General features: G+C 35.4%; 18 protein-coding genes. 7 read left to right on the top strand and 11 right to left on the bottom strand.

Translation table 11 applies throughout. The annotated features are described in order from the left end of the window. Positions 1-20 precede the first annotated feature (20 nt). The 7 genes from DWQ18_04105 to DWQ18_04075 all read right to left on the bottom strand — a co-directional run bounded on the left by DWQ18_04105 (position 21) and on the right by DWQ18_04075 (position 5,698). Positions 21-329: a hypothetical protein gene (locus DWQ18_04105; GenBank protein ID RDJ34092.1), complete on the bottom strand. Its 309-nt coding sequence runs from the start codon at positions 327-329 to the stop codon at positions 21-23. A gap of 9 nt (positions 330-338) precedes the next feature. Beyond that, a complete protein-coding gene (locus tag DWQ18_04100) occupies positions 339-584 on the bottom strand; it encodes an Lrp/AsnC family transcriptional regulator (protein ID RDJ34091.1) in 246 nt (81 codons plus the stop codon). Between the two features lies 1 nt (position 585). Beyond that, complete coding sequence (gene purF, locus DWQ18_04095) at positions 586-2,025, bottom strand: amidophosphoribosyltransferase (protein ID RDJ34090.1); 1,440 nt, start codon at positions 2,023-2,025, stop codon at positions 586-588. Continuing rightward, the gene (gene purL, locus DWQ18_04090) at positions 2,018-4,180 is read right to left on the bottom strand and encodes a phosphoribosylformylglycinamidine synthase subunit PurL (protein RDJ34089.1); all 2,163 of its coding nucleotides are present in this window, start codon (positions 4,178-4,180) and stop codon (positions 2,018-2,020) included. The genes purF and purL overlap by 8 nt, the downstream gene beginning before the upstream one ends. Further along, the gene (locus tag DWQ18_04085; GenBank protein ID RDJ34088.1) at positions 4,177-4,857 is read right to left on the bottom strand and encodes a phosphoribosylformylglycinamidine synthase subunit PurQ; all 681 of its coding nucleotides are present in this window, start codon (positions 4,855-4,857) and stop codon (positions 4,177-4,179) included. The genes purL and DWQ18_04085 overlap by 4 nt, the downstream gene beginning before the upstream one ends. Positions 4,858-4,949: 92 nt before the next feature. After that, positions 4,950-5,207, bottom strand: a complete 258-nt coding sequence (gene purS, locus DWQ18_04080) for a phosphoribosylformylglycinamidine synthase, purS protein (protein ID RDJ34087.1) — start codon at positions 5,205-5,207, stop codon at positions 4,950-4,952. 68 nt (positions 5,208-5,275) lie between these two features. Beyond that, positions 5,276-5,698: a hypothetical protein gene (locus DWQ18_04075; GenBank protein ID RDJ34086.1), complete on the bottom strand. Its 423-nt coding sequence runs from the start codon at positions 5,696-5,698 to the stop codon at positions 5,276-5,278. Between the two features lie 318 nt (positions 5,699-6,016). Here DWQ18_04075 and DWQ18_04070 point away from each other — a divergent pair, with 318 nt between their 5' ends. From DWQ18_04070 to DWQ18_04060, 3 genes are all read left to right on the top strand, one after another. Beyond that, positions 6,017-6,481 carry a hypothetical protein gene (locus DWQ18_04070; protein RDJ34085.1) on the top strand — a complete coding sequence of 155 codons (465 nt, stop codon included), beginning with the start codon at positions 6,017-6,019 and terminating at the stop codon, positions 6,479-6,481. Positions 6,482-6,514: 33 nt separating this feature from the next. Next, entirely contained in the window at positions 6,515-7,321 is an 807-nt protein-coding gene (gene tatC / locus DWQ18_04065) for a twin-arginine translocase subunit TatC (GenBank protein RDJ34084.1), read from the top strand. Between the two features lie 64 nt (positions 7,322-7,385). After that, on the top strand, positions 7,386-7,592 hold the full coding sequence (locus DWQ18_04060; GenBank protein RDJ34083.1) for a translocase: 207 nt from the start codon (positions 7,386-7,388) through the stop codon (positions 7,590-7,592). Here the strand turns inward: DWQ18_04060 and DWQ18_04055 are convergent. Both DWQ18_04055 and DWQ18_04050 read right to left on the bottom strand, forming a co-directional pair. Then, entirely contained in the window at positions 7,589-8,017 is a 429-nt protein-coding gene (locus DWQ18_04055; GenBank protein RDJ34082.1) for an SRPBCC family protein, read from the bottom strand. The two genes, DWQ18_04060 and DWQ18_04055, sit on opposite strands and share 4 nt — an antisense overlap. Positions 8,018-8,045: 28 nt before the next feature. Beyond that, complete coding sequence (locus DWQ18_04050; protein ID RDJ34081.1) at positions 8,046-8,600, bottom strand: UbiX family flavin prenyltransferase; 555 nt, start codon at positions 8,598-8,600, stop codon at positions 8,046-8,048. 307 nt (positions 8,601-8,907) lie between these two features. On the opposite strand from DWQ18_04050, the gene DWQ18_04045 reads away from it, so the two are divergent. Together DWQ18_04045 and DWQ18_04040 are read left to right on the top strand one after the other, a co-directional pair. Next, positions 8,908-9,117, top strand: a complete 210-nt coding sequence (locus DWQ18_04045) for a hypothetical protein (GenBank protein RDJ34080.1) — start codon at positions 8,908-8,910, stop codon at positions 9,115-9,117. A gap of 44 nt (positions 9,118-9,161) precedes the next feature. After that, positions 9,162-10,253 carry a DUF1297 domain-containing protein gene (locus DWQ18_04040; GenBank protein RDJ34079.1) on the top strand — a complete coding sequence of 364 codons (1,092 nt, stop codon included), beginning with the start codon at positions 9,162-9,164 and terminating at the stop codon, positions 10,251-10,253. Here DWQ18_04040 and DWQ18_04035 read toward each other — a convergent pair. Next, positions 10,250-10,675 (bottom strand): hypothetical protein, encoded by a 426-nt coding sequence (locus DWQ18_04035; protein RDJ34078.1) that lies wholly within the window; start codon positions 10,673-10,675, stop codon positions 10,250-10,252. The two genes, DWQ18_04040 and DWQ18_04035, sit on opposite strands and share 4 nt — an antisense overlap. Positions 10,676-10,811: 136 nt before the next feature. Here DWQ18_04035 and DWQ18_04030 point away from each other — a divergent pair, with 136 nt between their 5' ends. Next, positions 10,812-12,629, top strand: coding sequence for a CBS domain-containing protein (locus DWQ18_04030; GenBank protein RDJ34077.1), 1,818 nt, complete (start codon positions 10,812-10,814; stop codon positions 12,627-12,629). Positions 12,630-12,665: 36 nt separating this feature from the next. Beyond that, on the top strand, positions 12,666-13,487 hold the full coding sequence (locus DWQ18_04025; GenBank protein ID RDJ34076.1) for a hypothetical protein: 822 nt from the start codon (positions 12,666-12,668) through the stop codon (positions 13,485-13,487). On the opposite strand, the gene DWQ18_04020 is transcribed toward DWQ18_04025, so the two are convergent. Next, entirely contained in the window at positions 13,480-13,731 is a 252-nt protein-coding gene (locus DWQ18_04020) for a hypothetical protein (GenBank protein RDJ34075.1), read from the bottom strand. The two genes, DWQ18_04025 and DWQ18_04020, sit on opposite strands and share 8 nt — an antisense overlap. Positions 13,732-13,758: the final 27 nt, after the last annotated feature.

The following is a 13,758-nucleotide window of genomic DNA, read 5'->3' as shown; positions in this document are numbered from 1 at the left end:
ATATTTAAAAAAATTTTTTATCAATAATTGATTTGTTTAATCCTAACTTGACTACCTTTTGATTCAAGATAATGTCCTACAAAATTTTTAACTTGTTCACCAATTCTAAACCCTAAAGCACCTTCCATCATCCCAGATGTTTCTATGACAGATAATAATTCAGGAGATAATTGCAAATTAAAAAATGTCCAACCTGCCATGTTTGAAGGAGGAAAGATTTCAAAACCATTTTTTACATTACAAGTTGTTTCTAGTTCTTGCATTGCTTTTCTAACAAGTTCTAATTCTTTATCATAATTTCTTGTACTGAGTTGGAATAATGGATTCAAACTAGAATATTATTTTCCGCCTTGCTCAGGAATGACAGAAAGGGTTGTAGTAGACAGTACATTTGGGATTCTACGAATTTGTTTTGTTATAACATCTTCAATCTCTTTTGAAGAGTTGGCCTGAATCTTTACAAAGATATCGTAAACTCCAAATGTTCCTTGTGCTTCTTTTACAGCATCAATGCGTAAAATTGCATTCATAACTTCCATCTCATGAGCCATTGAACTTTTTACTAGAACATATGCGGTCTCCATTTTATTCACCTTTCATCTCAATTCTAGTTTTAAATTCTGGTTGTATACCTAGTGAGTCATAATTACCAGTTGAACAAGTAAAACACATTGAATCCTTTTCAATACCTACTGCTTCTGCAAGGTTTTCTGCATCATTGTACCCAAGAAAGTCTGCACCAATATCAGAACGAACTTTTTCAATGATTTTTTCTTCAGAGACATTTTCTCCCTCAACAAATGTTGCAAGCTCATCTCTAGATGGAAAGTCAATTCCTGCATAACATGGGAAACGAATTGGAGGATACGTAATCACCATGCTTATTTTCTTAGCTCCTGCACGTCTTAATGCTTTGATAATGGCTTTTGAGCTAGTACCACGAACTAAACTATCATCAACTACAACAACATGTTTGCCCTCAATTATTTCACGAATTGGAATAATCCAGCGATTAATTTCTATTCTGTCGCTTTGGTGAGGTTCGATGAAACTTCGTAGTGGACCTTTTTTGCTGTAACGATCTTTTAAGAGTCCTTCATCAAAAGGCACTCCCAATTCTTGTGCAAAGCCCAATGCAGCAGGCCTTGCAGAATCTGGAACTGGAATGACCAAGTCTGCATCTTTTATAGGGAATTTTTTTGCAAGGAATTTACCAATATTTTTTCTTGCAACGTAGATGTTTGCGCCTTCCATGTTGCTTGATGGATGTGCGAAATATGTAAATTCAAAAGAACAGTGAGCCCTTTTATTATCATTAGAAAACATTTCATTTTCAATACCATCTTTGCTAAGCTTGATTAATTCACCAGGCTTAACATCACGCTCAAGTCTTGCACCAATTGCAGATAGTGCTGAAGATTCAGATGCTACAATGTATGTATTGCTGTCTTCTTTATGGCCTAATACCATTGGTCGAAATCCCTTTGGATCTCTTGCTGCATAAACTGAATGATCATCGGATAGAAAAGTAAAACAATACGAGCCAATCATTTCATTTTTTAATATCGATAAGGCAGGACCAATCTTTCCTTTTTCTGAGATTAATGAGACTAGGCGTTGTGCAGCAACAAGCGTATCACTTGCATTTTGAGGAGTAAAAGAACAGCCACCAACCATGTTTGATAATTCTTGAACATTTGCGATGGTTCCATTATGTGCAACACAGAGATCCTTTACCTTTAGAGGCTGGGCATTATCCAAGTTACTTCTTCCAATTGTAGAGTAACGTACATGGCCAATCACACAAGGTGATGAATATTCTTCTGCAATTTTTTTAAAGTCAGAGGAGGAGTTTGATACCAATCCTAATTTTTTGAGTGGCGTTTTATTTGGAATTGCAATGCCCCAGGCTTCTTGTCCTCTATGCTGTAATGCCCGTAGTGCATCAATTGCCATTGGGATTACATTTACACCTTCTAAACTGAATATTCCAATTACTCCGCAGTTTTCTTTTACTTTAGGCATGTAAAATTATCTCCCTCAATGAATTCATCCAAGTTTTTTGTGCCTTATCAACTCTTAGGTTGATAGCGCTCTTATTTTTTTCAAAGACTATCTGATCGCCCTTGAATTTACCAATAATTCCAAATGGAATCTTTGATTTTTTGAGAAGATTTTCAATCTCTTTTAGATTTTTTTGGTCTAAAACAAGTAGATACCTAGAGTGCGACTCTGAGAAAAGAATTCTATCATCAGCCATTTTTTCAGAGGGTATTTCGTTAATTGATACATTACACCCGATGTCATTCCAGATACATAGTTCAGAGATCGCAATTGCCAAACCACCCTTAGAACAATCATGAGCATGCTTGACTAGATTTTTCTTAATTGCATCTAGTACAAACTGCATATTTTGTTTTGAGGATTGGAAGTCAACTGCTGGACATTTTCCGCCAATAAAGTTGTGAACGTACTCATAATACTCAGAACCGCCCAACTCATTTTTTGTATTACCGATAATTATCAAAACATCATTTTCAGAGATCTTTTCTTGTTGAGGATTTTTTTTCTCAATTAACCCAAGAACACCAATTAATGGAGTGGGTTTGATTGGTCCTTTTGGAGTCTCATTGTAAAAGCTAACCTTTCCGCCAACACAAGGTATTTTGAATTCTTTTGCAAAGTCTGTTAATCCTTTAAGAGATTCTAAAAATGTCCAAAATATTTCTGGGTCTTCAGGATTTCCAAATTGCAAGTGATCAACCATCCCTATTGGAGTTGCCCCAGTACAGACAACGTTTCTGCATGCTTCCTCAAAGCATCCAATTGCACCCTCTCTTGGGTCAAGGTAACAATGTTTTGGATTACCATCGATTTTTGCGGAAAGGAATTTTCCATTATCCAGTCTGAGAACAGATGCGTCACGACCAGGTTTAGTAACAGTTCGTATTCCTACTTCATGATCATACTGACCATAGACCCAATGTCTTGATGCAATGTTTGGGCATCCAATTAATTTTAGCAATACTGAAGAAAGGTTAGAAGGAGTTTTGATCTTCTCATCGCTTTTTATTTTTTCAAGATAACGTGGTTTTTTTGAAGATCTGTCTAATAATGGTGCATTTGCCACAATTGCAGTAGGTAAATTTGCAAATGTCTTTTTTCCTTTTTTTACGTGCATCATTTTATTTGATTTGACAACACCAATCATTGAGCACTTTATGGAAAACTTTTTGCAAATGTCTTGTAGTTTTTTTAATTTTGATTTTGATGTTATTATTAGCATTCTTTCCTGAGATTCTGAAGTCATAATTTCATTTGGATGCATTCCAGGTTCCCGTGTGTGTATGGTATTTACATCCAATTCAATTCCAATTGAAAGTGTATCAGCTGTTTCAGAAATTGCACAGGATAATCCACCACCGCCAAGATCTTTCATGGCATGAATTAGTTTTGCATCACGTGCTTCTAAGATTGCTTCAATGATTAATTTTTCAATAAAAGGATCAGGAATTTGAACTGCAGAACGATCTTCAGTTTCTAATGAATCAGATGCAAACTGAGAGCCGCCTATTCCATCACGACCAGTGGAACCACCAAGCAGTACAACTACATCACCAACGTTTGCATGATTTTTGATTAATCGTTCTTTTTTTCCAAATCCAATTGCTGCAACATCGACAAGTGCATAGTTTTCATAACAGTCATCAAATTCAACTTCTCCACCAATAGTTGGAATTCCCAAACAATTTCCATAATCTGCAATTCCAGACACTGCGTTTTTGAAAAGCCATCTAGCTTGCTGATCTTTTTGGATGTTTCCAAATCGTAATCCATCAAAAATTGCTATCGGTCTTGTTCCTGCAGAGAGAATATCACGTATTACGCCACCAACGCCGGTTGCTGCACCGCCATATGGCTCAACTGCAGAAGGATGATTATGACTCTCAATGTGAACTGTCACCACATATCCATCACCCACATCTAAAACCCCAGAATCATATCCTTTTTCAGAGATTACAAGAGGCCCTGTCATGGGAAGCATTTTGAGATGTTTCTTTGAGGATTTGTAGGAACAATGCTCAGACCATTCAGCTGCAACTATTTGAATTTCAGTTGGAGTGGGATTTCTTTTGATTTTGTATTTCAAATGAGCTAATTCTTGCTCTTCTAGGCTCAATTTTTAACACCAATTTTCTGAATTAGGGATTCAAAGATCAATGAGGAAGGCTTGTGATCAATTGGATTAATTTCAGGTTCTGTTGCCCGCTCAGGATGAGGCATCATTCCAACAACATTTCCATCTTCATTGCAAACTCCGGCAATCTTATCAAGGGAGCCATTAACGGTCTCCTCATATCTAAATACAATTTGATTTTTTTTCTTTAATTGTTTTAATGTTGATTCATCAACATAGTATCGTCCCTCTCCATTTGCAATTGGGATTGGAATCTTTTGATGAAGTTTTAGCTTGTTTGTAAATGGCGTAGTGTTATTCTCAACAATAAGATTTGTCCATTGACACATAAAATTTAGCGAATTGTTTTTCAAGAGAACACCAGGTAGCAATCCAGATTCAACTAGAACTTGAAATCCATTACAAACACCCAAAACAGGAGTTCCTTTTTCAGCCATCTTTTTTACATCTTTGATGACTGGACTATGAGCTGCAATTACTCCCGCACGTAATCTATCACCATATGAGAATCCACCAGGTAGAACTATGGCATCAAGATCTTTGGGCAATCCTTTTTCATGCCAAAAGTACTGTGCCTTTAGATTGAAGACATCAGTTAAGACATGAAACATGTCTCGATCACAATTACTTCCAGGGAAGACTATGACTCCGACCTTCACATATTGGAGTAGATTCTTTGGTTATTTAATCTCAATCCAGAAAAATTTGATTTAGGATGATTGTTATGATCGCATCCTGAAAATGATAGTACCTATGATTCTATATTCAAAGAGATTTTGCTGACCATTGGATTGTAAATTCTAAGGTCATCACAAATTTTTTGAACCTGAGACTTTGCAGTATTTTTGTCCTTTGCCTTTATGGTAAACTTTAGCATCTGTGCAGAACGCACCTTTGTTACATTTGAAAAACTTCCTTTTAATATCAGGTCATTTAGGATGGTATCCCCTTCAGGATCACTGATTCCAGGTTTGTTTTCAATTATTACATGAACAATATATTCTGCCATAAAATTTCATGATTATCAAAAGATAATATGTTTATCTTAAATTAATAAAATTGAGAATGTAGCCTTGGTTATTTTTTGGTTTTTTGTGGCCACATAAAATCCCAAGTTTCAGCGAATTTTTTCATCATTTCGCCATATGCTTTCATCTGATCCATTCCAGATTCGCTATAGTTTTTTTGCCAGTTTTCTGCAAATTGTTTCCAGGCTTCAACATTAGCTTCTGTCATAGATTTTTGAAAACTTTCTCCAAATTGTTTGAATGCGTCAACTCCAGCTTGATTTAGTGCTTTTTGCCAATTTTCTCCAAATTGTTTAACAGTATCTGGGGAAGATTCAGAGAATGCCTTTTCCATAACCTGGTTAAAGTTTTTTTGCATCTCAGAATTGGCTTTTTGAAATGAATCAAACATTTGTTTCCAGTTATCTAATGATTGAGTGTATTGTTTCCAAAGTTTTTCCCAATCAGTTGGTTGGTTTCCAGTTTGTGCCATATCTTACAAAATACTAGCTCAGAGATAAACTGTTCCCCGATTATTGTACTAAATATGAAAACTTAGGGTTTGAAACGCTTCAAGCCTTCTTCTATCACTTGATTTACAACATTTGAAAAACTGATTGATTTTGTAGATGTTCGAATCATCTTTGATTGCAAATTACGCAATTTTTCCATGTTTGATTCATCTATAACTATTGTAGCTCGAATTCCCATAATTTATGATCTTCTTAATCAAATAAAAGGGATTAACACCCCAATTTTGTGATTAGCACTAGGGTTGGAATTTATATTCGGTCAGATTTAAAAAAATTAAATGGGCAGAGCAAGATATTGGAAATTAACTCCAGATGAAGTAGAGAAATTTAGCTATAACCAAGATAAGTTGCTAAATTGGGATATGAAATGTGTTCGTGAACCAGAAGAGAATGCAAATTTTATTGGAGTGTTCATGTATAGAAACGGAACCCCATATGACTACACACCAATCAAGGGGATTTCATATTATTACAACAACATCGACAGAAAGGAGCTTCCATCAATTACCAGTTTTCTAAAAGGAAAATTTGGAGGAAAAGAGGTTGAAAAGGGAGAAAGAATAATCCTAAAAGAATCAAAGGAAATCTATGCTCCAAAGGATATTGCCTCTTTAGCAAAAGAGATGGAGAGTAAATTTAAGACCAAAGCCACTATTACGTTGGAGTTTCAAGACATTACTCCCGAAGAACAAAAAGAGGGCGGACTGCCTGATGCAAAATTACTCCCAATTCCTGGCAAGTAGATAAATTATAGTCTGTGTAATGAAAGATCTCAGATGTCAGAATTTCAAGAACTAAGTAAACATCTAGAAGAATTAAGAAAACGCATTTTACGAATTGTTATTGTTATTGTTGCAATTAGTGCTTTTATGATAACATTTCATGCAGAACCATTTAGTTTTGAAGGAATTGAGTTTTTTTATCCTACACCTGAGCCGTTAAACAACATTGCAGCACAGCTAACAAACTATATGAAAATTAATTTGGTTCCCGAAGGCGTTCAATTAATTCAAACAGCACCAGGTCAAGCCTTTTTTGCTCAAGTATACATTGCAGCTCTAGTTGGAATTGTTGTTAGCATGCCAGTTATAATCAAAGAAGCAGTTGGTTTTCTAAAACCTGCACTAAAGGAAAATGAAATTCACATTAGCCGTTCAATTTTTGTTCCAGCTCTAGCATTATTCATCGCAGGGTGTTTGTTCTCATATCTTTTTGTAATTCCTTACATCCTTGATTTTTTGTACAAGTACGGTGATTCTGCAGGATTAGTAACGTTTCTCAACGTAATGGATTTTGTTACATTTGTTTTACAGTTTCTATTAGCATTTGGTATATCCTTTCAACTTCCACTAATCATGTATGCGGTATCAGCATCAGGAATAACTGATGCAAAATTTTGGCGAAATAACATACGATATGCCATAGTTGCAATAGTTATTTTTGGTGCAGCCATAACTCCAGATGGTAGCGGAGTTACAATGTGGTTTATTGCAGGACCTATGATAGGACTCTATCTTGCAGGCATGGTACTAATTGAAAGACGAGAAAAGAAAAGACTCAGATCACAAAATAACCACATCTGAAATGAATTCACTCATGTAGAATAATGAACATTTAAATCTCAACTACAGTTATTTGGAATAGAGCATGCTAGGACTCAGTTTAGCCAATTTTATTGCAGGTCAAGAATGGATATTCATTATTATCATTGCTGTAGTCTTCATATTTGGTGCAAAGAAGATTCCTGAACTCGCAAAGACCTTTGGTAAAGCAAAAGGCGAATATGAAAAAGGCAAAATCGAAGGCGAGAAGGAATTAAAAGATTTCAAAGATAAACAAGATTCTAAAAATTAATTCTCAGCAATTTTTGCAAATTCATCCATTATTGTAACAAAACCATTTTTGATTTTTCCTTTAGCAAATAATCCAGCAATTTTCAGTGCACCACTCAGTTTTATGTTTGCAGTTACTGTAATTTTTGTTCCTTCAGGGACAGAATCGAACCTTTCAACTATGTGACTTCCTTTGGCATCACCCCCAATTACAAAGACCTCATGTAACTCTGGATATTTTATCACGTGCTTTGTCATCATTACGAGTTCTCTACCTGCAATGGATAGATGTTCCTCAACTACGGCCACATTATCTCTTACAGACCGGACACGAATTGAAGGAAAATACTGGGGCAAAGTCTTTTGAAATTCTTCATAATTTGAGACAATATCAAATACTTTGTTTCTTTCAGCTTTGATAATTTTTTCAAAAGTGATTTTTGGCAAGATACTTTCCTAAAATAATTTAATTAAATTAACTTCCCCAACGTTTGTACAAATCATGTTCAATATCAAATTGATCAAGACATTTTCCAACACCATGATTTACAATGTCATCTATTGATTTTGGTTTTGTATAAAATTCTGTTACTGGAGGTAGAATAACAACTCCCAATCTAGATAATTTAAGCATGTTCTCTAAATGAATAGCAGACAGTGGAGTTTCTCGTACCATTAATACTAATTTTCTAGATTCTTTAATTGTGACACCAGCAGCTCGTGCAACCAATGTTTCATCATAACCGTTTGCAATGCTTGATAATGTCTTCATACTACAGGGGGCAACAATCATTCCATTAACTTTGTGTGTTCCACTAGATACGCTTGCTGCCATGTTTTTTTCATCAGATACTGTTGTTGCAAGTGACTTTACATAATCTGGAGTATGTTCAGTTTCCATTGGTATGCATTTTGCAGCCCATTCACTCATGACAAGGTGAGTTTCAACTGATAATTTTTTCAGCACTTCAAGCATTCTGATACCATAGATGACTCCGGTGCTTCCAGTCATGCCAATTATTAGTTTCATGAAAATATCAGCGATGTTAGAGTATTTTATCTATTGGGGATGAATTCAGACTTGGCACTATTCAGGACGAATTTTATCATCACTTTCAGAAAAATTGTTCTTTTCTTGTTCTCTTCTTCGTTTAATCCAAAGACTGATACCACCAGCAAACATTGCAGAAAATAAAATTATCCCTGCTAAGAATAATTCAAAGCTGTAAAGCATAAAGGTACTAAAACCATCCAATGAATAAATCTTGAATGCTCTAAACTATGTTTGATCTTTACATACATACTCGATCACAATAAAGAAAACAAGAATCCATAGTATGGAGTTAGACTATGCAGTATTGGAAGTCGATTGGATTACTGCAAAGATGTATGGAGTTGAGCTTTCAAAACAGGAAAACGATCTTCCTTTATCAAAAAATGGTATCGAGTCATATGAAGAGTTGGATGAATTGGAATCCATTCTAGATGAGATTGATCATTCATTATTTGGTCCTAGAAAAGAAAAATTTTGGGAAGAGTTTCCCTAACATTTTGAAAATAGCTATATTACCTCCTTTAAAATAATTATTTTGTGATAAAAAAGTCAGACATTAAAAAAATTATTGATAATTATGGAGATGTAAGAATTGGAGTACTTGGAAGCCATTCAGCACTAGAAGTAATGGATGGAGCAAAAGATGAAGAGTTCAACACAGTGGTATTATGCCAAAAAGGAAGAGAAGTACCATATCAAAGATTTGGAAGAATCGCAGATGAAATTGTAGTATTAAACAAGTTCAAGGACATGGCATCTGCCAAGACCCAAAAAATGTTAAGAGATACCAACACAATAATTGTCCCACATAGATCCCTTACAGCATATCTTGGATACAAGACAATTGAGAATTCATTCAAAGTACCAATCTTTGGAAATAGATCATTATTTCAGGCAGAAGAACGCTCACACAAACGTAATCAATACTATTTGCTTCAAAAAGCCAGAATAAAATTTCCTAAATTATTCAAAAACCCAAAGGACATTAACAAGCCAAGTATTGTCAAAGTTCAAGAAAAATCAAGAAAACTTGAAAGAGCATTCTTTACTGTCTCATCATATTCAGATTACAAGAAAAAATCAGAAGAGAGAATCAAACAAGGAATTATTTCACGTAAGGATTTGGAAAACTCTAGTATTGAGGAATTAGCAATTGGAACATATCTTAATTTTAATTATTTTCATACACCAATCTCGGAGCATGTAGACTTTATTGGAATAGAGAGAAGATTGCAGACTAACATTCATGATTATAACGCATTGCCAGCAAAACAACAACTAGACATGAACATTGACATTCAAAACATCGAAGTTGGACATACTCCTGCAAGCATTAGAGAATCATTACTTGAAAAGGTAATCTCAATGGGTGACAAATTTGTCAAGGCGGTTGCAAAAGAGTATCCACCAGGAATAATTGGCCCATTCTCACTTCAAAGCGTAATTACAAAGGATTTGGAGATCATAGTCTATGATGTTTCATTGAGAGTTCCAGGAAATCCCATAGTAGCAACAACTAGTCCCTATACAAAATATCAGTATGGGACGACATTTGGTATTGGAAGACGTATTGCCATGGAGATTAAGAGGGCTCAAGAAGAAGATAGACTAGAAGAAATAGTAACCTAAGCTTCTAATTTTTCTTTTAAGAGATTTTTTCTAACTAAGATTGGTATGTTGTAAAATACTGCCAAAGCCATAGCATCAGAGGCACGATAATTTCTCAACACTACATCTTTCTTTCCAGTAAAATACAGATTCGCACGTAAGACTTCCCCACTATCATAGATCTTTACCTTTACAAGTACCAATTCATTTTCTTCACATATCTCTTCAAGCATTTTGTAAATGGTCGGAACAGAATCACGAGACTCTTCAGTAAAGCTTGCAATGTGTCTTGCAACCTCGCCAGAAAAAGCCCGCATATGGAATTCTTTTCCATCATCAGATTTTAGAACAAGCATTCCTTCAACTGCATAAGGATCTACAAATCCAACATAATCGATCTTTACTGATTCATAATCAGGTTCTTGTTGTTGATTTATTTCCATGCCTACAAATTTTATTATTATTTAATGCATATAAAGATGGGTCATCGAACTTGCTTCAACTTGAACAAATTTCTTTTATAAACAATAAAACTTGACAGTTCTTACTTAAAATATTAGGGATAAAGGAGCTGTAATAATGTCAACCGCACCAGAACGTTCAGTATCTTACGTTCTAACAAAACCAGTCTCAGATTATATGTCTCTAGATGTGTTGATGCTAGATCAAAATACTCCTACACGAGAAGCAGCAAGGATGCTTCAACATAAAGAAACAGATGACATCATAGTTACAAATGAAGCAAATGAACCAATTGGAATTGTAACTGATGAAGACATCATCAGTAAAGTATCTGATGCAAAGATCAATGCAGAGACTACAAGGTTAAAGGACATTATGACGACTCCGCTAATTACCATTCAGGAATCTGCAACACTGCAAGAAGCATTACACATAATGAGGGATCATAAGATCAGAAAGCTCCCCGCCCTGGATAAAAATAATTTCGTAGTAGGCATGATCTTTCAAGTCACAATTGCAAATGTCATACGAGATGCAACTGCAACTCAGCCAAGACTTCTTAGCCCACCTGTCAAGGCAATACTAGGAAACCTAGGTTTTGTATTACAATTTTCTGGAGTGCTATTACTGGTACCTGCAATTTTAGCTACTATTCTAAACGATACAGTTACTGCAACAGGAATTTTCATTACGACAGTTTTGCTATTAGTGACAGGTTTTTTCCTAAACTCGTATGGGGAAAAGGCATCGCTGAACCTTCAGCAGGCATCAATTCTTGTGTTCTCAAGCCTGTTTATCCTAACATTGTTTGGAACAATTCCATACTTTTACGTCCTACAGTATGAAAATCTGACTCCAGTAGAGACTTTTGCAAATGGATTTTTCTCAAGTGCTGCTGGATTCAGTACTGGCGGGATTTCATTATTTGATAAGCCAGAAGAGCTTCCTCAAAGTTTTACCTTTTACAGAAGCTTTACACAGCTTGTAGGAGGAATGAGTTTCATTTACCTAGTAATTACTGCATTCTACCCAGAAAGTAAATTGCAAGCAATGAGGGGATTCATTTCTGGAAGAACACTGCATATGAGAGAATTATTTGGTACAATTACAGTCATCTTTACTTTGTATATTGTAATTGTGGCACTGTTGCTATACTTTTTTGGCGAGAGAAATCTTATTGATAATTTTTCACTAGCTATGAGCACTCTTGCTACAGGAGGATTCCTACCAAGCTCTACAATCTTGGTAGACTTGCTTTGGCAAGAATATATCGTATTATTTGCAGCAATGATACTTGGGGCCTTACCATTTACTTTCCACTATGCATTTGTCAGGAAACGATTTTTGGCACCAAAACTTGGAAAAGAAGTCATAACATACTTTGCCGTCTTAGGTGGCGCAATAGTCTTATTTGTATCCACTAGCGGATTGGATCCTCTGGATTCAATATTCTATACTATTTCAGCAAGCACAACTGCAGGATTGCAGATTACAAGTTTAGAGGCACTTAACAGCGTTTCTCATACCATTCTAATCATACTAATGTTCATTGGGGGTTGTGGATTTTCAACTGCAGGTGGAATCAAAATTTTCAGATTTATCCACATGAAACAATATCTTTCCAAAAGAAAATCAAGAACACAAGAATTAACTCAAAGCGAAAAAAATGAAACAAAAACAATTATCATTATGCTGATAATGTTTCCACTGCTTGCAGGAATTGCAGGAGCATATCTTTCAGGTGAGACAGGGGCAAGCTTGGAGAATTCATTTTTTGAAGCAACAGGAATTATCACCACAGGCGGATTATCGGCCGATGTAATTACAATTGACTTGGAACCATCAACAAAAATGGCAATGGCATTTCTAATGATATTTGGAAGACTGGAAATAATTGCAATTATCTACATATTCAGGCCGCAAATGGCAAAGTAAAGATACAATTTAATCTAATCATAAAAATTCTAAATCATGTCAGAGCAGGCAACGACAAAAAATAGCAGACCGTTTTTGATTGTTGGAATAATTGCAGTCATAGCCTCGTTTGTGGTTTATGGTAGATTTCAAGACCCAGAAATGGTGACTCCTGACGCCATTGACTCTTACATTAGATTATCATATGGATTTTATGTCATATTTTCCCTGGCATTAGGTTCGATAGCCTATGGATTGTATAATTATCAAAAGAAAAAGGCACTCGTTGGAAGATCAGGTATATTTCATACGCTAGCTGCCATTTCATTTACAAAAAAATCTCAAAAAATATTCATTATAACATTCATCTCATATGGAATTTTCTTCTCATTAACATCAGGGACTTTGGTGTATGATGAACAAATTAGTTTCTCATATCATTATGGGGTAAATGTGCCATCGGCTAACATTATTCCATGTTGTGATGCGCCAGGATACATGCCAAAGATTGTGGTGTACATAACAGATCATGTAGGATTGCAGATAATACCAATCAACCTACTTTTGCAAATAATTGTCTCATATTTAGTAGCACTAAACATGGCAATTGCAGTCAATGCAATCAGGCTATCAAAGAAAAAGAGAGGAATGAGCACAGTAGGTGCTGCAACTGGATTATTCATTGCGTGTCCTACATGCGTTGGTTCTTTGCTGTCGATTTTTGTTGGAACTGCAAGCGGAATTGCACTCACCATTGCTTTAACACAGCTTCAGACAGTCTTCATTGCAATATCAATTCCTGTATTATTGATAACTCCATTCATACTAGCTAGAAGAATGATGAATTCGGATGGAAGTTGTGTGGTAGATTTTAAGTAAATGGTTTTACTTCAGGAATTTTGTGATTTCCAATATCAAAACCGTCACGTCTTAGATACTTTAAAGTGAGTTTGTAAACAAGCTCATCATGATCTACGTTTTCAAGAATTTCAGTCCATAGTATTTTGCCGTTTGCAGAGATTACTTGTTGAAACTCTGTATTTTTTTTCTCAGCAATCTCCTTGCATTGGTCAAATGTTTTTCCGTTCTTATATGCCCGGGTACGTCTATCACAGCTTGACATAATTCATCAATGTAACAATAAGATAAA

The sequence above is a fragment of the Thermoproteota archaeon genome (assembly GCA_003352285.1).
Classification (GTDB): domain Archaea; phylum Thermoproteota; class Nitrososphaeria; order Nitrososphaerales; family Nitrosopumilaceae; genus PXYB01.
The sequence above is the reverse complement of the archived record's forward strand: the minus strand, read 5'-3'. Positions and strand labels throughout refer to the sequence as shown.